Here is a 15,743-nt window from a genome sequence, read left to right as displayed (position 1 = left end):
GCGCCAGCACGGCGGCGAGGGTTGCGACGCATTGCCCTGCACGGGTCGGCCAGACAGGTCCGGGTGTCGATGTGATCGTCATGGCAGCGCCTTGGTTCAGGTGAACGCTTCCATTCTAGGCAACATCCGGCGCGTAGGCAGGCGGGGAAGGCGCCCGCATTGCGAGGGTGCAAAACGACAGCGATCCGCCGATTCCTGAAGTCCGGTACGACATCGCGTGGCAGTCTCCGGTGCCCCCCGCCAATCCGCCCATGCCAATGATGGGCCAGCCGGAGATATCGATGCCATTGAATCGCCTTCCCAAGACCGTCGCCTGCTGCCTGGGGCTATCCAGTTCCGAGGAGGCGTCTCGGCCGCCGTCGCGGCGTTCGTCCATGGCGAGGACGATGACCTCCGCCGCGAATCGGGCAGCGTCCTCGCGCGCGCCGCAACGCGGCGCCGATGTGACCGGCGAGGTCCATGCCGCCACACCTGATCCGGTACCCGGGCCGTCGGTGCGCACGACATCCATGCGATCGATGGCCGCCGACTGGCAGGCTCGCCTGACGCCAACGGTTGACACGCCCGCGCCGATCGCGCTCTGGGAGGCGGATGACCCGGCGCCCGAGTGGGCGAGCGGGGAAGGGGCGGACCCGTGGGTCGAGGCCTATGGCGTGAATACGTCGACGCTCATCCGTGTGGACGGCAAATGTACGCGCTTCGGCCTGATCGAATTGGGCGGGCATCAATTCATCGTGGGTCCGACCGCGACGCCGGCAGAGGCCTCGGTGCTCACCCGCATGCTCAAGACCCATCCGCAGATCGGCGCGATCTTCTGCGTCGAGCCGGGCGCCATGCAGCTTCGTGACGCGCCGATCGACACGACGAGTGCCCCGGGTTACCACGAGCGCCCGATCGACGGATACATCCTGAGCGTGATGCACGGCGCGCGAGGCGCACGCGGGTCTGCTGCGCCGCAAGCGTCGCCCGTCGGCCTCGACGGCGGACTGTCGCATGTGCAGTTCATGGAGTTCACGGGCATGGAGCGATTCGACGCACAGATTCCCCGCGAGGTGCTATGGCGTGCCGGTCGGGGCGTGGCAACGTTCATGCGAGAGAACCCAGGCAAGATCGCGCTCGTGTGCTCGGAGCGTGGCATTGCGCGTCCAAGCGCCGTGGCGGCCAGCGCGGCGTTGCAACTCCGGTGCGGAGACGCGCACGTGCGTAACAATCTGGCCGCACAAGTGATCGCGCAGCGTTCGGAGGCGAGCGACCATCATATAAACGTCGCCTCGCGCAGCTTCGATCTCATGGCGGAATTTGCCCGATTGCTCGATATGCTGCGCAGCCCGGGGCGAGGGGAGCCGCGCTGGGAGCGCAAAGTGCATCTGCTTCGGCAGCGACTGCCGGAACTGACCGCCGCGCGCGGTGCGACCATCGACTGGCAGACCGACGCCGGGCGTCGCCGTGCAGCCGATATTCTGGAAGCGAACTTCGACCGCGTCGCCCCGCTGCTTGCCTCGGGCGGCTTGCCGGCCGGCACGGCGCTGCTCTGGCTGCGAGACGAAATCCATGCCCTGAGCGGTGTGCGATTCCTGAGCCCTAGCTATGTCGACGGGCACATCGACCGGATCTCTCAAGACGATATCGACCCGGACAGCCCGGACGCCGTGCGCCTGGTGTCGTTCGACGATTACGGGCTGACGTGCGACAACAAGTATTACGAAGCCTCGTCGGTGGCCGGCTGGTATCGGGCATGCCTGCGTCAAGACGGCTATTTGACGAACCCGATCTCGCGGGTGCCGGTGGTCGCGTTGCTGATCCATGAGGCGGAAAAAGCGCGGCTGGAACTTCGGTTCCGCCACCCGCAGGGGTAAGGAGGAGCGCGTCGGGGGGAGCCGGCGCGGGGCATTGAAGCGAGGGTGAAGGGGCCCGGCGCCACGCCGGACCCACATCTTCGTGAAACGCCGCCCGACGCGCGTATAATTACGCCTTTGCCCTTCCTGATATCGGGTCCCGCCGTGACTACCCCCGCTCCGAACGCCCTGTACGAATCCTCCCTCAAGAGCCTGCCGCTGCTCTCGCGCGGCAAAGTGCGCGACAACTACGCCGTCGGCGACGACAAGCTGCTGATCGTGACGACGGACCGCCTCTCGGCGTTTGACGTGATCATGGGCGAGCCGATTCCGGGCAAGGGCCGCGTGCTCAACCAGATGGCCAACTTCTGGTTCGACAAGCTCGCGCATGTCGTGCCGAATCACCTGACGGGCGTGGCGCCGGAGTCGGTCGTTTCAAGCGACGAAGCCGCTCAGGTCGCCGGCCGTGCGGTCGTGGTCAAGCGCCTCAAGCCGATCCTCGTGGAAGCGGTGGTGCGCGGCTATCTGGCCGGCAGTGGCTGGAAGGACTATCAGGCAACGGGCGCAGTGTGCGGCGTAACGCTGCCCGCCGGTCTGCAAAATGCGCAGCAACTGCCCGAGCCGATCTTCACCCCGGCGGCCAAGGCCGAGCTGGGCGAGCACGACGAGAACATCAGCTTCGACGAGATGGTGAGTCGTATCGGTCGTGAACTGGCCGAGCAGATTCGCGAGATCTCGATTCGTCTGTACAAGGAAGCGGCGGCCTATGCGGCCACGCGCGGCATCATCATCGCCGACACGAAGTTCGAATTCGGTCTGGACGACGAGGGCAAGCTGCACTTGATGGACGAAGCGCTGACGGCCGATTCGTCGCGCTTCTGGCCGGCCGATTCCTACGTCGTGGGCAGCAACCCGCCGTCGTTCGACAAGCAATTCGTGCGCGACTGGCTCGAGACGCAGACGTGGGGCAAGACCCCGCCCGCCCCGAAGCTGCCCGACGAAGTGGTCGAGAAAACGGCCGCCAAATACCGCGAGGCGCTCGAGCGCCTGACCGGCCAGCAACTGGCCTGAGCGGGACGTTGACGACATGAGCGAGAAACAAACCGTGGCCCCGCGCGTTGGCGTGGTAATGGGGTCCAACTCGGACTGGGAAGTGATGAAGAACGCGGCCGCCGTGCTGGCCGAGTTCGGTGTGCCCTATGAGGCACAGGTCGTCTCCGCGCACCGTATGCCGGACGACATGTTCCGCTACGCCGAAGCCGCGCGCGAGCGCGGACTCGTCGCGATCATCGCGGGCGCGGGCGGTGCCGCGCATCTTCCGGGCATGATCGCTGCCAAGACGTCCGTGCCGGTGCTGGGTGTGCCGGTGCCGAGCAAGTATCTGCGCGGCGAAGATTCGCTGCTCTCGATCGTGCAGATGCCCAAGGGCGTGCCCGTCGCCACGTTCGCCATTGGTGAGGCGGGCGCGGCCAACGCGGCATTGTTTGCGGTTGCGATGTTGGCGGCCGACGACAAGACGCTCGCCGGCAAGCTCGACGCGTTCCGTGCGAAGCAGACCGAAGTGGCGCGCGGCATGACCCTGCCCGCGCTGTAAAAGAACAACACGTCCCTGCGACTGTCAGCGCCTCAACCAAGATGAATTCTGCCTCTGCTGCGCCCGTTCTTCCCGGCCAATGGCTGGGTATGCTGGGCGGTGGCCAACTCGGCCGCATGTTCTGTTTTGCCGCCCAGTCGATGGGCTACAAGGTCTGCGTGCTGGACCCGGACCCGCGCTGTCCCGCCGGTGCCGTGGCCGATCGCCTGATCGTGGCCGATTATCGCGATGAGACGGCGCTCGCCGAACTGGCGTCGCTGTGCCCGGCCGTGTCGACCGAGTTCGAAAACGTGCCGGCGCAGTCGCTCGACTTCCTCGCCGCGTCCACGACCGTGAGCCCCGCCGGGCGCTGTGTCGCGATCGCGCAGGACCGGGTGGCGGAAAAGCGCTTCATCGAAAGCTGCGGCGTGCCCGTGGCCCCGCATCTGGTCATCGAATCGAACGAGGCGCTCGCGGCCATCGGCGATGCGGCCATCGAACGTGTGCTGCCGGGCATTTTGAAGACGGCGCGTCTGGGCTATGACGGCAAGGGCCAGGTGCGCGTGAGTACGGTTGCCGAGGCCCGCGACGCTTATACGGCGCTCGGCGGCGTGCCCTGCGTGCTGGAGAAGCGTCTCGCGCTGGCCTTCGAGGTGTCGGTGCTAAGCGCCCGTGGTGCGGACGGCGCGGTCGCGACCTATCCGCTCGCCCAGAACGTGCACATCGACGGCATTCTCGCGACCACGACGGTGCCTGCGCCCGACGCCGCGCCGGCGCTGGCCGATGCCGCACGCGCCGCGGCCGCCAGGATCGCGGCGCAAATGGATTACGTCGGCGTGCTGTGCGTCGAGTTCTTCATTCTCAAGGACGGCTCGCTCGTCGCCAACGAAATGGCGCCGCGTCCGCACAACAGCGGTCATTACACAATCGACGCCTGTGCGGCCAGCCAGTTCGAGCAGCAGGTGCGTGCGATGGCCGGGCTGCCGCTCGGCGAGACGCGTCAGCACTCGCCCGCAGTGATGCTCAACGTGCTTGGCGACGTCTGGTTCGAAGGCGAGGCCAAGGATCGGCCGCGCCCGCCCGCGTGGGCGGACGTGGTGGCGCTGCCCTCGGCACGCCTGCATCTGTATGGCAAGGAAGACGCCCGTGTCGGTCGCAAGATGGGCCACATCACGTTTGCCGGCGCGTCGCTGGACGAAGCGCGCAAAGCGTGCGTGACGGCGGCGGCAAGCCTCGACATCCCGCTGGAAGACTGAGCGATGACGTCGCCTCAAGCGCCGCACATCGTCATGCCACCCGCAGACGCGATCACGAAGGCCGCCGAGCAACTGGCGGCCGGTGAGCTGGTCGCGTTCCCAACGGAAACGGTCTACGGTCTTGGCGGCGACGCGGAGAACCCGACGGCCATCGCGGCCATCTATGCCGCGAAAGGCCGCCCGGCGAATCATCCGGTCATCGTGCACATCGCCCCAGAGGGGGACCCCGGCTACTGGAGCGACGATGTCACGCCGGCCGCCCGCAAGCTGATGGATGCCTTCTGGCCCGGCCCGCTCACATTGATTCTCAAGCGCGCGCCGCATATCCCCGATGCCGTCTCCGGCGGGCAGGATTCGGTGGGGCTGCGTTGCCCGTCGCATCCCGTGGCGCAGGCACTGCTGCGCGAGTTTGCCCGGATCAAGGGCGGAAGCGGGGGACAAGGCGGTGTGGCTGCCCCTTCGGCCAATCGTTTCGGACAAGTCAGTCCGACGGCGGCGCAGCACGTGCGCGATGAGTTCGCCGGACTGCCGGGCGTGACCATCCACGTGCTCGACGGCGGCGAGGCCGCCGTGGGGATCGAGTCGACGATCGTGGATCTGTCGCGCGGCTTCCCCGCGTTGCTGCGCCCCGGACATATCACGCCCGAGCAGATTGCCGAGGTGCTCGGCGAGATGCCGCGTCTGCCAGGGCAGGACACCGACGCGCCGCGGGCCTCGGGCACGCTCAAGGCGCATTACGCACCGCGCACACCGTTGTACCTGTGCGATGCCGATCAATTCGCGCCCGCGCTGGCGATGCGTCCCGGGGGCGAGCGCGTGGCGGTGGCGGCCTTCGCATCAACGCTTGCCAAGCTGCCCGCCGACGCGTCGGCGTCGGCCGATATCGTGAAGGTCGTGCTACCGGCCACGCCCGCCGCGCTCGCGACCGACCTTTACGCGATGCTGCGCCGGCTCGACCGCGCCAATGTCACGCATATCCTGTTCGAGCGTCTGCCGGACACCCCGGCATGGGCGGCGGTCGGTGACCGCCTGGGCCGCGCAGCAGCGGCATTCGAGCGCGCATAACGCGCAGTGGCGGGCTGGCGAGGCGATCGCGCCTCGTCAGCGATCAAGGCGTGTGGCGCGACGCCCCAACGTCCCCAACATTTCCCACATTTCCCGATAATCCGCCGGCCGATGGCGTGACCGTCTGTCCTGCCGCGACTTGTGCCGCCTGCCACGCGCGTCGCCACTCGGGCGGCCCGAACAGCGCCATTGCCTTGTTGCGCCAACCCGGCATCGTGAGCGCGTCGCGCGCCATCGCCTGCCATTCGTGAAATGTCAGCGTGATCGGATTGTGCGTGCGGATCGGATCGACGATGCCGAATTCGCACGGCTCGGCCTCGCTTTCTTCCACGTAAGACCCGAACATCCGATCCCAGACGACCAGTACCCCGGCATAGTTGCGATCGATATAGCGCGGATTGCGCGCGTGATGGGCACGGTGAATCGACGGCGTATTCAGCACGTATTCCAGCCAGCCCAGTTTCGGAATCGCCTGGGTGTGTACGAAGAACTGGAACGCGAGGTTGAGCAGGACCACGCCGACGATCTGTATCGGTGTGAAGCCGATAAGCGCCATCGGCGTCCAGAACAGCCACATGCCCGCGACCGGATACATCAGGCTTTGCCGAAAGGCCGTCGACAGGTTGAGCCGCTCCGACGAGTGGTGCACGACATGTGCCGCCCACAGCCAGCGGATTCGGTGACTGGCGCGATGAAACACGTAGTAGAGAAAGTCCTGCACGACGAAGAGCAGCGCGAAGCCGAGCCATCCGCCCGGCATCGTATAGAGGCGGTGATGGTCGTAGAGCCACGCGTAAAACGGCACGATGAGCAGCCAGGCCAGTTTGTCCGCGCCCTGGTGCATGAGCGCGAGCGTGGCGTTGCTGACCGTGTCCTTCAGGCTGTACATGCCGGGGCGGCGGCGCCGCCAGTACCAGGCTTCGATGCCGATGCACAGCACGAACACCGGCGCGAGCGCCAGCAGGATCAACTCGACGTTCATGACCTCGCGTCTCCTCACGATGGGGTCATCGGAACCGGTGCCCCGGCGTCTTGGCGACGGTGGCACCGATGGAACGTCTATTCTGACGCGAATGGCACGCGACAGCGCGGCGGTTAGAGGGAAACGTCAAATGTGCTCAGGCGAGTCGCCTTTTCAGACGGTGCGCCGCTTCCCCATCAAGGCGCGTTCTCATACACCCACGAAATGAGCGCGTCGTTGAACCCGCGGGCCTGGCTCGCCCGCGGATCGTTCACGAGCGAGACCACCACGTAGATGTTGCCGGAGCGCGAGCCGACATAGCCGGCCACGGCCCCCACATCGTCGAGCGTGCCGGTCTTGATGTGCGCGTTGCCGGCGACGTCGCGATTCATCAGCCGATTGCGCATGGTGCCGTCGACGCCGACCGTCGGCATCGATTCGATGAGCACCTGGGCGGTCGGACTGTTGATGCCGTGTTGCAGCAGACTGGCCAACTCGGTCGCGCTGATACGTTCGATGCGCGACAGACCCGAGCCGTTCTCCACCACGAGCCCCGGCATGGCGAGATCATTTTTGTCGAGCCAGCGGTTCAATACGTCGCGCGAGCGCGTCAGGCTGGCCGGCGTGCGGTTGTTGTCGGCGGCGAGACCCAGCGTCAGAAACAGTTGCCGGGCCATCACGTTATTGCTGAACTTGTTCATGTCGTGCACGACTTCGGCGAGCGTTTGGCCGCGATGCGTGACGAGCAGGTGAGCGCCCGGCGGCACGACGCCCGTACGCACATTGCCGTTGAACTGTCCGCCCGAGGCTTGCCACAGCGCGCGGAAGCCTCCCAGGAAGAATTGATCGCGATCGGGGGCGGCCACGTTCCAGCCCTTGTCCTCGCACGAGGCCGGATACGTGCCCGAGAAGTGCGCGACGTAACTGCCGTCGGCCATCGCGTTCAGCGTGGGGTGAATGCGGGCGAGCCAGTCGCCGCAGTGGCCGGAGCCGGTCGACGACAGGTTGTTTGCCACTTGCAGGTTCGCCAGCGGCGGCAGCACGCCGACCTCGACGGTGCCGTTCGGATTGCCGGTGAAGCTGAACGAAACCGCCTTGAACGAGTACAGCAGGGGATCCGGTGCGACGTTGTACGGCCGGTCGTCACCGCCATCGATGGCACCGGTGTCGCCGATGTCTGCGCTGTAGGCGGAGCGGTCGAGCACGATGTCGCCGTTGATGTTCGTCACCCCGGCGTGGTGCAACTCGGCGACGAACTTCTCCATCTCCTCGGGCACGAGCTTCGGGTCGCCCGAGCCCTTGAAATACAGATTGCCGTTGAGCGTGCGGCCGTCGGATGTGCCGTCGGTGAAGGCTTGCGTGCGCCAGCGATAGTCGGGGCCGAGCGTGTCGAGCGCCGCAATCGTCGTGACGAGCTTCATCGTCGAGGCCGGGTTGCGCGGCACGTTGGCATTGACGGCAAGCAGCGGCGGCCCGATGCGGCCCCGCGTTTGCAGCGGGTTGTCGACCTTCGCGACGATCACGCTCACATGGGCGGCGGGGACCTTGCTGGCTGCGAGCGCGCGCGCCAATTCGGGCGGCAGCGGCGTGGCGCGCGCGGCGCTTGCCGGTATCCTGGGCATCTTCGCGTGCTTGAGCGGCTTCGCCTCGACCGGGCTGCTCACGACCATCGCGAGTGCCAGCGCCGCGCAACACGCGCGAGCGACGTTGCTCATGACGCGGCCCGATGGCGGCGAGTGAAGGGGGCTGCGCAGTGAGCCCGAAAGGTCGGGGGAGCGAGAGGCGCTGCGAAGCAGGCGAGGAACGCGCATGACGGGCGAGGGTCTCCAGTGTTGCGCGCAGCGAAACCGTACGGCCTGAATGCACGACGGGCACAGGCAAGGCGATGCGGACGCGGCGGCGAAGCGATAAGCGGGTTGCGGGGCCGCGACGTGCGTCTGCCATGCGCGGCCCATGCGTGCCATTGTAAGGCGGTCATGCAACGAACTGTCGCTACAATGGGTCGAATTCCGGCGAGTGTCACGTCAAGGCAACATCAAGCAAGCGCAAACAACGTTGCGTCGGCCGCCAGTGACACGCCCGGAGAGGATCTCAACCGGTGCTCAAGCCATGCGAATTTTGTTGGTGGAAGACGATGCGATGATTGCTACGGCCGTCATGAAAGGACTGCGCCAGGACGGCTGGACCGTCGATCATGTCGGCGACGGTCAGCGTGCGCTCGACGTGCTCTCGCTCGAGTCGTACGACGCGCTGCTGCTCGACCTGGGCTTGCCTCGCCGCGACGGTATCGACGTGCTGCGCACGTTGCGCGCGCGCGGCCAGACGTTGCCGGTGCTCATCGCCACGGCGCGCGATGCGGTGGCCGACCGAGTGAAAGGACTCGACGCCGGCGCCGACGATTACCTTGTCAAGCCGTTCGATCTCGACGAGCTGGCGGCGCGGTTGCGTGCGCTGGTGCGACGTCAGGCGGGGCGCAGCGAGCCGTTGCTGCGTCATGGCGGTATCGTGCTCGACCCCGCGACGCGTCAGGTCACGTGCGGCGGCGCGCCGGTGGGGCTCTCCGCACGAGAGTATGCAGTGCTCGAAGCGTTGCTCAATCGGCCGGGCGCGGTGCTGTCGAAGGCGCAACTGGAAGAGCGCATTTATGGCTGGGGAGAAGAAGTGGCGAGCAACGCGGTGGAAGTTCACATCCACGGGCTGCGCAAGAAGCTGGGCGCGGACGCCATTCGTACGGTGCGTGGCGTCGGTTACATGATGCCCGCGCAAACCGGTGAGACGCCGCCTGCCGCCGGCATGACGGCACCGGAGGCGAACTGATGCGCTCGATTCGCCGTCGTCTCCTTTTCGGATTGCTGATCACGCTCGCGGTGGCGCTGCTGCTCGCGGGCATCGCCATCTTCCGCCAGTCGCGCACGGAGGCCAACGCGCTGTTCGATTTCCAGTTGCAGCAAATGGCCCTGTCGCTGCCGGCCGAGCCGTTCTCGAGCGTGCCGGGCGCACACAACGAGTCAGGCGGACTCGTCATCCAGATTTGGAGCCGCAATGGCGTGGAGTTGTACTACTCGCACCCGAGCACGCCGTTGCCGCCGCGCGCGGAACTCGGTTTCACGACCGTGCAGACGCCCGAAGGCGACTGGCGCGTCTATGCGGCGCTCGTGGGCGACAACGTTGTGCAGCTCGCGCAGCCGATGGTCATTCGCGATTCGCTCGCGGTCTCGATGGCGGTGCGCACGCTGTTGCCGCTGGTGGTTGCGATGCCGGTGCTCGCCTTGCTCGTCTGGATCGTGGTGGGGCGCGGCTTGCAGCCGCTGCGTCGCGTGACGAAGGCGCTCGACACGCGTGCGCCGGGGGCGTTGGATGCCTTGCCCGAGGTCGGCTTGCCCGACGAGGTGCGTCCGCTCGTGCGCGCGCTCAATAGTCTGCTCGGCAGACTCGGCGCGTCGCTCGCACAGCAAAAGGCCTTCGTGGCCGACGCCGCGCACGAATTGCGCACGCCGCTCGCCGCGCTGCAACTGCAAGTTCAACTGCTTGACCGTGCCCACACCGACGCGGAGCGGGCCGAGGCGATGCGGGATCTGCGCGACGGCGTGCGACGCGCTTCGCACATGGTGGCCCAATTGCTCACGCTCGCGCGACAGGAGCCGGACGCCGCGCGTGCGGCCGCGGCATTCGTCGAGGTGCCGCTGGCTCCGTTGCTGAGTGAGGTGGTGGCACATCATGCGGCATTGGCGGTGGCGCGAGGGATCGATCTCGGGCTGGACGCTCCCGACGCACTGGCGGCCGTCAGTCGCGTGCACGGCGATGCGAACGCATTGCACACGCTCTTCGGCAATCTGGTCGACAACGCGCTGAAATACACGCCGCGCGGCGGTCATGTCGACGTGCGGCTGGTGGCGGCAACGCCGGCACCGGTCGTGGAAATCGAAGACACTGGGCCGGGCATTGCGCCCACCGAGCGCGAGCGCGTGTTCGACCGGTTCTTCCGCGGCGGTGCGGCATCGGTGGAGGGGGCCGCGCCCGCCCATTCGACGCCAGCGAGCGACGCGACGCAAGACGATGCCGATACCCCGCGTGCGCAGGGCAGCGGCTTGGGGCTGGCGATTGTGCGCAATATCGCGCAGGCGCATGGCGCGCGCGTCGAGTTGTTCGATGCCGCCAACGGCCAGGGGCTTCGCGTTCGCGTGAGCTTCGGCGGCGCGACATCGGCGCCGCCGCCTGCGCTTTGATACGTCCGTCGCACGCGATGTCTCTGGCCCTCACCCCCGTGTCACGCTCGTGACCTTGTCATTGTCGATCGTGAGCGTGCGGCGATCCGGGCGGTAGTCGCGCGTCGTCGGCATGGCTCTGCCATCCTGCGTGCCGATGCGCCACGGGCAACCCTGTAGCATCGATTTGGCTTCGCTGAGCGACTTGCCGACGATGGCCTGATCGGCTGGCGCGTCCGGTGTGCAGGCACTGTTTTGGCTCGGCAGCGGCATCGCGTTCGGCATGGAATCGGCCGGGCCTTGTGTTCCCATCCCATCGCCATGGCCGCCGGGCGCGGCGTGCACCGATGCCGCGAAGGCGAGGCACAACGTAGCTCCGGCGCATCCCATCCAGCGAGCGGCGCGGCCATGTACGGACCGGCGATCAAGCGGCGTGTCGATCGTAGACATCATGATTCTCCTGTAGTCGAAGACTCGCGGCGCGGGATCGCGCCACTTCGCCACCGTAGTCAGCGGAACGCATCATGCGCAAGGCGAACCACGCGAGTTGTCCCTCCAAACGCTTGCTGCCGTAACGCATAGCACTCAGTGCAATGCCCGTTGGCAGCCGATGGGTCACTTTTCAGATCGTCTTAAGGTTGCCTTAAGGGAGCCTCTCTACCATCACAGTCATGTCAAACGTGGTGTCAGTCAGGAGAGACTCATGCGGACCTCGAAGCTCACTCGTACGCTGGTTGCCAGCGCTGTGCTCGTCGCGTTGACGGGCGGCTATGTTGCCGGACGTCAGCACTGGCAGGCGCCGCTTGCCTCGGCGATGGTCGCCGACGCCAATGCGGCCAACCCGGCGACGCCAGCCGCCAATGCACCGAACACCCCGAATACCGCGCCACGCATGCTCGTGCCGGACTTCTCGCAACTGGCGGAACAATACGGACCGGCCGTAGTCAACATTAGTGTGACGCACGATGGGAAACCTTCGGCGGGGGGCGGCGCCACGGCGATGCCGATGCCGCCGGGCATGGATCAGAACGATCCGCTGTTCCAGTTCTTCCGTCACTTTTACGGCGCGCCGGGCAACGACGGTGGCGACGGCAGTGGCGATGGTGGCAGCGCACCGACGCGCAGTCTCGGTTCGGGCTTCATCGTGAGCGCGGACGGCTACATCCTGACCAACGCGCACGTCGTGGACGATGCGAGTCAGGTCACGGTGAAGCTCACCGACAAGCGTGAATTCAAGGCGAAGGTCGTGGGCAGCGACAAGGCGAGCGACGTGGCTTTGCTCAAGATTGCCGCCACGAATCTGCCGACGGTGAAAATCGGCGATCCGTCGAAATCGAAAGCCGGTGAGTGGGTGGTGGCCATCGGGTCGCCGTACGGCTTCGACAACACCGTGACGGCGGGCATCGTGTCGGCAAAGGCGCGTGCGTTGCCGGATGAGAACTACACGCCGTTCATTCAGACGGACGTGCCGGTCAACCCGGGCAACTCGGGCGGACCGCTGTTCAACCTGAACGGCGAAGTCATTGGCATCAACTCGATGATCTATTCGCGTACCGGCGGCTTCCAGGGGCTGTCGTTTGCGATTCCGATCGACATGGCGATGAAGGTCAAGGCGCAGCTCCAGCAGTTTGGCAAGGTGAGCCGTGGCCGCATCGGCGTAACGATTCAGGAAGTGAACCAGTCGCTGGCGAAGTCGTTCGGCTTGCCCAAGCCCGAGGGGGCGCTGGTGTCGTCCATCGACAAGAATGGTCCGGCCGCGAAGTCGGACCTGAAGCCGGGCGACGTGATTCTGGCGGTCAATGGCACGACCATCGAGGACTCGGTGCAGTTGCCGGAGAAGATCGCCGATATGCGTCCGGGCGAGAAGGCGACGCTGACCGTCTGGCGCAATGGTGCGAAGCAGGACGTAAGCGTGACGGTGGCGGCGCTGAACGAGAAGAAGGACGTCGCGAGCACGGACGACTCGGCCACGCATGGCCGGCTGGGACTTGCGGTACGCGACCTCTCGCCGGACGAGAAGCGCGCGGCACAGGTGACGCACGGTTTGCTGGTGGCCCGTGTCGGCGGACCGGCCGAGCAGGCGGGCGTGCAGGCGGGCGACATCATCCTGTCGCTCAACGGCACGCCGGTGACGAGTGCGTCGCAACTGAGCGATAAGCTCAAGAAAGCGGGCAATAATGTCGCGTTGCTCGTACAACGCGACGGGCAACAGATTTTCATCCCGGTCGATCTCGGCTAAGCGCCGGGCGAGGCACTCGCGGGATGCCACGCACTACCTTGTGTGCCGGTGCTCGGCAGCGATGGCTTCACGGCTGCCGCGCCACCGGTGCGATCCTGCATCGTGATGTCATGAACGGGAGGTCGAACATGGGGCAACAATGGCAACGCTGGTCGATGGCAGCCGCGACGGCCGCAGCATTGGTCGGAGGGCTTGGCATATCGGTGGCGCATGCGCAGGGCGGCATGCTGCCGCCGTCGATGCAGCAGGGCGACGTGACCTACGTCTCGGGCGGTATCGACAGCGATCAATCGGGGGCCTTCAAGCGCGAAGCGTCTCACTGGCCGCTGTCCATCGAGATGGCGGCTCGCGGCGACGGCGCGAACGAGTACATCGCCGACGCCCAGGTGCAGATCATGCGCGGTAGCAAGACGGTACTCGATGCACGCGCGAAAGGGCCGTTCATGCTGGTGAAGCTGCCGCAAGGCAGTTACACCGTGAAGGCGACGTACGACGGCAAGCCGATGACTAAGAATGTGAAGGTGCCCGCGAAGGGGCATGCAGCGGTAACGTTTCTGTGGCCGCATGACTGATGTGCCGATCGGTCGTGTCGGGTAAAGCGTCACGGAAGACGAGGTAACCCAGGTAGTACTCCGTAGCAACGAGTGAGCGAGTTGCGCCGCCGAAAGGCGGCGTTTTTTTGTTCAATGGAGAGTGGAGGCGGGCGGTCAGCGCGGGGCACGCGTCGACGGTCAAACCATGCCGCGGCACACCGAGGCGTTGTCGACGATGGGCTCGTCGGTCGCGCGCACGGCGAACGTTTGTTTGACGGCGATGCCGTTTTTGATCGCTGTCATCTCGGCGAGAATGGCCACGGCGATCTCTGCCGGGGTGCGCGCACCCAGATGCATGCCGACCGGCCCGTGCAACCGTTCGATTTCCGCCGAACTCAGATCGAACAGCGACAGCCGTTCGCGGCGTCGCGCGTTGTTCACCCGCGAGCCGATGGCGCCGATGTAGAACGCCGGCGACTTGAGCGCTTCGAGCAACGCCATGTCGTCGAGCTTCGGGTCGTGCGTGAGCGTAAGAACAGCGCTGTGCGAGTCGAGTTGACGCTGCACGATGAGGTCGTCCGGCATCTCGCGAGAAAGTTCGGTGCCGGCCACGTGCCATTCGTCTGCGTATTCGCTGCGCGGGTCGCAAACGATCACGTGATAGTCGAGTGCGCACGCCATGCTCGCAACGTACTTCGAGAGTTGCCCGGCACCGATCACCACGAGCCGATGGCGCGGGCCGTGCGAGGTGATGAGGCGCACGCCGTCGAATTCGAGCGGCGGGGTCTGGTGCCCGGGGGCGATGCGCACCGCACCGGAGGTCATGTCGAGTTCGCGCACGACGAGGCGGAATCGCGAGATGGCGTCGAGCAGTTCCGGAATGCGCGAGGCGTCGCGCACCGGCTCCAGCACCAGTTGCAAGGTGCCGCCGCAGGGCAGTCCGAAGCGATGCGCTTCCTCGGCCGTCACGCCGTAGCTGGTGAGTTGCGGGCGATCCTGAGGCCAGTCGCCATCGCGCAGCCGGGCGATCAGGTCGTCCTCGACGCAACCGCCCGACACGGAGCCGACCAAATGGCCATCCTCCCGAATCGCGAGCATCGAGCCCACCGGACGCGGGGCGGAGCCCCACGTGCGAACCACCGTGCCCAGCGTGACGAAAAAGCCCGCTCGGGTCCACTGTACGGCGGACTTCAGCACTTCCAGATCGACACTGTCCATCCCACGGTTCCTTGGTCAATACGCGAGCGGTAGCGCATCGGCCACGGCATGGGCCGCCGTCATGTCACCGCTCGATGTGATGCGCCGAGTATAGCGCGCCTTGGCTTGCGCTGTATCCCACGGGATATTGCGCTTTGCCGTCCCTTTCCGTGACCTTGCGAAGCCTTCTGCAGTGCGCTGCGGACTGCGGGCGAGCGGTCGCGGCGGTGATCTGGCGCGGGGAACTCGTGTCACAATAGTTCGCAGGTCGAGATGACGTCGCGTGACCGACGAGCGACCGCATCACGTTTGGGGAGGGGGCAATGGAGCTACATGACAGACGGCAATTGCCGGTGGCGCGAGACCTCGCGTGGATCGCGCTGAACGACCCGGGCATCCTGCAAGGGTGCATCCCAGGCTGCGAGTCGATCGAGCGGCTCGACGACACGACGTGGACGATCGTCGTGAGCGTCGCGTCGGGTCCGTTGGGCGGTCGTTGGTCGGGCAGGATCACGGTGACGGACGTCACGGCGCCGACATCCTACACATTGAATGTCGACGCTCTGGGCTCGGCTGCCGGACACACACGAGGCAAGGCGACCATCACGTTGCAAGCGCAAGGACCGATGCACACATTACTGACGTATGACCTCACGACGCACCTGGGCGCCGAGTCCGCGCATCTGGACACGCCCCAGGCGCAGGTGGCCGCCCGCAAGCTCGTTGACGAATGCCTCGCGCGGCTGACGGCGGCCATTGCCCCGCATGCCGCAACGTATCCCCCGACTGCCGCCGACGGCGAAGTGGCCGCCGCACTCGCACCGATGCCGCGCTGCGCGATATGCCGGCCACGCGCGGCAGGCTGGCACGCTGGTGGCC

At 66.3% G+C, this 15,743-nt stretch carries 15 protein-coding genes; 10 read left to right on the top strand and 5 right to left on the bottom strand.

Translation table 11 applies throughout. The features are described from left to right. Positions 1 to 115: 115 nt before the first annotated feature. Positions 116 to 511, bottom strand: coding sequence for a hypothetical protein (locus tag A985_RS28850; RefSeq protein WP_017231849.1), 396 nt, complete (start codon positions 509 to 511; stop codon positions 116 to 118). Here A985_RS28850 and A985_RS0102475 point away from each other — a divergent pair. From A985_RS0102475 to A985_RS0102455, 5 genes are all read left to right on the top strand, one after another. Further along, the gene (locus A985_RS0102475; RefSeq protein WP_017231848.1) at positions 510 to 1,856 is read left to right on the top strand and encodes a hypothetical protein; all 1,347 of its coding nucleotides are present in this window, start codon (positions 510 to 512) and stop codon (positions 1,854 to 1,856) included. The genes A985_RS28850 and A985_RS0102475 overlap by 2 nt on opposite strands. Before the next feature lie 144 nt (positions 1,857 to 2,000). Further along, positions 2,001 to 2,906 (top strand): phosphoribosylaminoimidazolesuccinocarboxamide synthase, encoded by a 906-nt coding sequence (locus tag A985_RS0102470; protein WP_017231847.1) that lies wholly within the window; start codon positions 2,001 to 2,003, stop codon positions 2,904 to 2,906. A 16-nt stretch (positions 2,907 to 2,922) separates the two neighbouring features. Further along, on the top strand, positions 2,923 to 3,429 hold the full coding sequence (gene purE / locus A985_RS0102465; protein ID WP_026131577.1) for a 5-(carboxyamino)imidazole ribonucleotide mutase: 507 nt from the start codon (positions 2,923 to 2,925) through the stop codon (positions 3,427 to 3,429). Between the two features lie 41 nt (positions 3,430 to 3,470). After that, the gene (locus A985_RS0102460; RefSeq protein ID WP_026131576.1) at positions 3,471 to 4,664 is read left to right on the top strand and encodes a 5-(carboxyamino)imidazole ribonucleotide synthase; all 1,194 of its coding nucleotides are present in this window, start codon (positions 3,471 to 3,473) and stop codon (positions 4,662 to 4,664) included. Positions 4,665 to 4,667: 3 nt separating this feature from the next. Continuing rightward, complete coding sequence (locus A985_RS0102455) at positions 4,668 to 5,729, top strand: L-threonylcarbamoyladenylate synthase (protein WP_017231844.1); 1,062 nt, start codon at positions 4,668 to 4,670, stop codon at positions 5,727 to 5,729. Between the two features lie 43 nt (positions 5,730 to 5,772). Here the strand turns inward: A985_RS0102455 and A985_RS23915 are convergent, their stop codons facing one another. Then, a complete protein-coding gene (locus A985_RS23915) occupies positions 5,773 to 6,711 on the bottom strand; it encodes a sterol desaturase family protein (RefSeq protein WP_017231843.1) in 939 nt (312 codons plus the stop codon). Between the two features lie 176 nt (positions 6,712 to 6,887). After that, complete coding sequence (dacB, locus tag A985_RS0102445) at positions 6,888 to 8,405, bottom strand: D-alanyl-D-alanine carboxypeptidase/D-alanyl-D-alanine-endopeptidase (protein ID WP_017231842.1); 1,518 nt, start codon at positions 8,403 to 8,405, stop codon at positions 6,888 to 6,890. Between the two features lie 394 nt (positions 8,406 to 8,799). Between dacB and A985_RS0102440 the strand changes: the two genes are divergently transcribed. Together A985_RS0102440 and A985_RS0102435 are read left to right on the top strand one after the other, a co-directional pair. Continuing rightward, positions 8,800 to 9,507: a response regulator transcription factor gene (locus A985_RS0102440; RefSeq protein WP_017231841.1), complete on the top strand. Its 708-nt coding sequence runs from the start codon at positions 8,800 to 8,802 to the stop codon at positions 9,505 to 9,507. Next, positions 9,507 to 10,916: an ATP-binding protein gene (locus A985_RS0102435; protein WP_017231840.1), complete on the top strand. Its 1,410-nt coding sequence runs from the start codon at positions 9,507 to 9,509 to the stop codon at positions 10,914 to 10,916. The genes A985_RS0102440 and A985_RS0102435 overlap by 1 nt, the downstream gene beginning before the upstream one ends. Before the next feature lie 30 nt (positions 10,917 to 10,946). Here the strand turns inward: A985_RS0102435 and A985_RS26880 are convergent, their stop codons facing one another. Continuing rightward, positions 10,947 to 11,348, bottom strand: a complete 402-nt coding sequence (locus A985_RS26880; protein WP_157211327.1) for a hypothetical protein — start codon at positions 11,346 to 11,348, stop codon at positions 10,947 to 10,949. 250 nt (positions 11,349 to 11,598) lie between these two features. On the opposite strand from A985_RS26880, the gene A985_RS0102425 reads away from it, so the two are divergent. Both A985_RS0102425 and A985_RS0102420 read left to right on the top strand, forming a co-directional pair. After that, positions 11,599 to 13,134, top strand: coding sequence for a DegQ family serine endoprotease (locus A985_RS0102425; protein WP_017231838.1), 1,536 nt, complete (start codon positions 11,599 to 11,601; stop codon positions 13,132 to 13,134). A gap of 128 nt (positions 13,135 to 13,262) precedes the next feature. Beyond that, positions 13,263 to 13,706 carry a carboxypeptidase regulatory-like domain-containing protein gene (locus A985_RS0102420; RefSeq protein ID WP_017231837.1) on the top strand — a complete coding sequence of 148 codons (444 nt, stop codon included), beginning with the start codon at positions 13,263 to 13,265 and terminating at the stop codon, positions 13,704 to 13,706. Between the two features lie 159 nt (positions 13,707 to 13,865). Here the strand turns inward: A985_RS0102420 and A985_RS0102415 are convergent, their stop codons facing one another. Beyond that, the gene (locus A985_RS0102415; RefSeq protein WP_017231836.1) at positions 13,866 to 14,885 is read right to left on the bottom strand and encodes an XdhC family protein; all 1,020 of its coding nucleotides are present in this window, start codon (positions 14,883 to 14,885) and stop codon (positions 13,866 to 13,868) included. 302 nt (positions 14,886 to 15,187) lie between these two features. Between A985_RS0102415 and A985_RS23905 the strand changes: the two genes are divergently transcribed. Continuing rightward, the coding region (locus tag A985_RS23905; RefSeq protein ID WP_157211326.1) for a CoxG family protein at positions 15,188 to 15,743 on the top strand (556 nt) is incomplete at its 3' end.

This window comes from Pandoraea sp. B-6, from assembly GCF_000282835.1.
Taxonomy (GTDB): Bacteria; Pseudomonadota; Gammaproteobacteria; order Burkholderiales; family Burkholderiaceae; genus Pandoraea; species Pandoraea cepalis.
The sequence above is the reverse complement of the archived record's forward strand: the minus strand, read 5'-3'. Positions and strand labels throughout refer to the sequence as shown.

Excerpts from the sequence above, each read along its gene's own strand:
- A985_RS28850 (WP_017231849.1), bottom strand. The coding sequence starts at position 511 with ATGGATGTCGTGCGCACCGACGGCCCGGGTACCGGATCAGGTGTGGCG.
- A985_RS26880 (WP_157211327.1), bottom strand. The coding sequence starts at position 11,348 with ATGATGTCTACGATCGACACGCCGCTTGATCGCCGGTCCGTACATGGC.
- A985_RS0102420 (WP_017231837.1), top strand. The coding sequence starts at position 13,263 with ATGGGGCAACAATGGCAACGCTGGTCGATGGCAGCCGCGACGGCCGCA.
- A985_RS0102435 (WP_017231840.1), top strand. The coding sequence starts at position 9,507 with ATGCGCTCGATTCGCCGTCGTCTCCTTTTCGGATTGCTGATCACGCTC.
- A985_RS0102425 (WP_017231838.1), top strand. The coding sequence starts at position 11,599 with ATGCGGACCTCGAAGCTCACTCGTACGCTGGTTGCCAGCGCTGTGCTC.
- A985_RS0102415 (WP_017231836.1), bottom strand. The coding sequence starts at position 14,885 with ATGGACAGTGTCGATCTGGAAGTGCTGAAGTCCGCCGTACAGTGGACC.
- purE (WP_026131577.1), top strand. The coding sequence starts at position 2,923 with ATGAGCGAGAAACAAACCGTGGCCCCGCGCGTTGGCGTGGTAATGGGG.
- A985_RS0102475 (WP_017231848.1), top strand. The coding sequence starts at position 510 with ATGCGATCGATGGCCGCCGACTGGCAGGCTCGCCTGACGCCAACGGTT.
- A985_RS23915 (WP_017231843.1), bottom strand. The coding sequence starts at position 6,711 with ATGAACGTCGAGTTGATCCTGCTGGCGCTCGCGCCGGTGTTCGTGCTG.
- A985_RS0102455 (WP_017231844.1), top strand. The coding sequence starts at position 4,668 with ATGACGTCGCCTCAAGCGCCGCACATCGTCATGCCACCCGCAGACGCG.
- dacB (WP_017231842.1), bottom strand. The coding sequence starts at position 8,405 with ATGAGCAACGTCGCTCGCGCGTGTTGCGCGGCGCTGGCACTCGCGATG.
- A985_RS0102460 (WP_026131576.1), top strand. The coding sequence starts at position 3,471 with ATGAATTCTGCCTCTGCTGCGCCCGTTCTTCCCGGCCAATGGCTGGGT.
- A985_RS0102440 (WP_017231841.1), top strand. The coding sequence starts at position 8,800 with ATGCGAATTTTGTTGGTGGAAGACGATGCGATGATTGCTACGGCCGTC.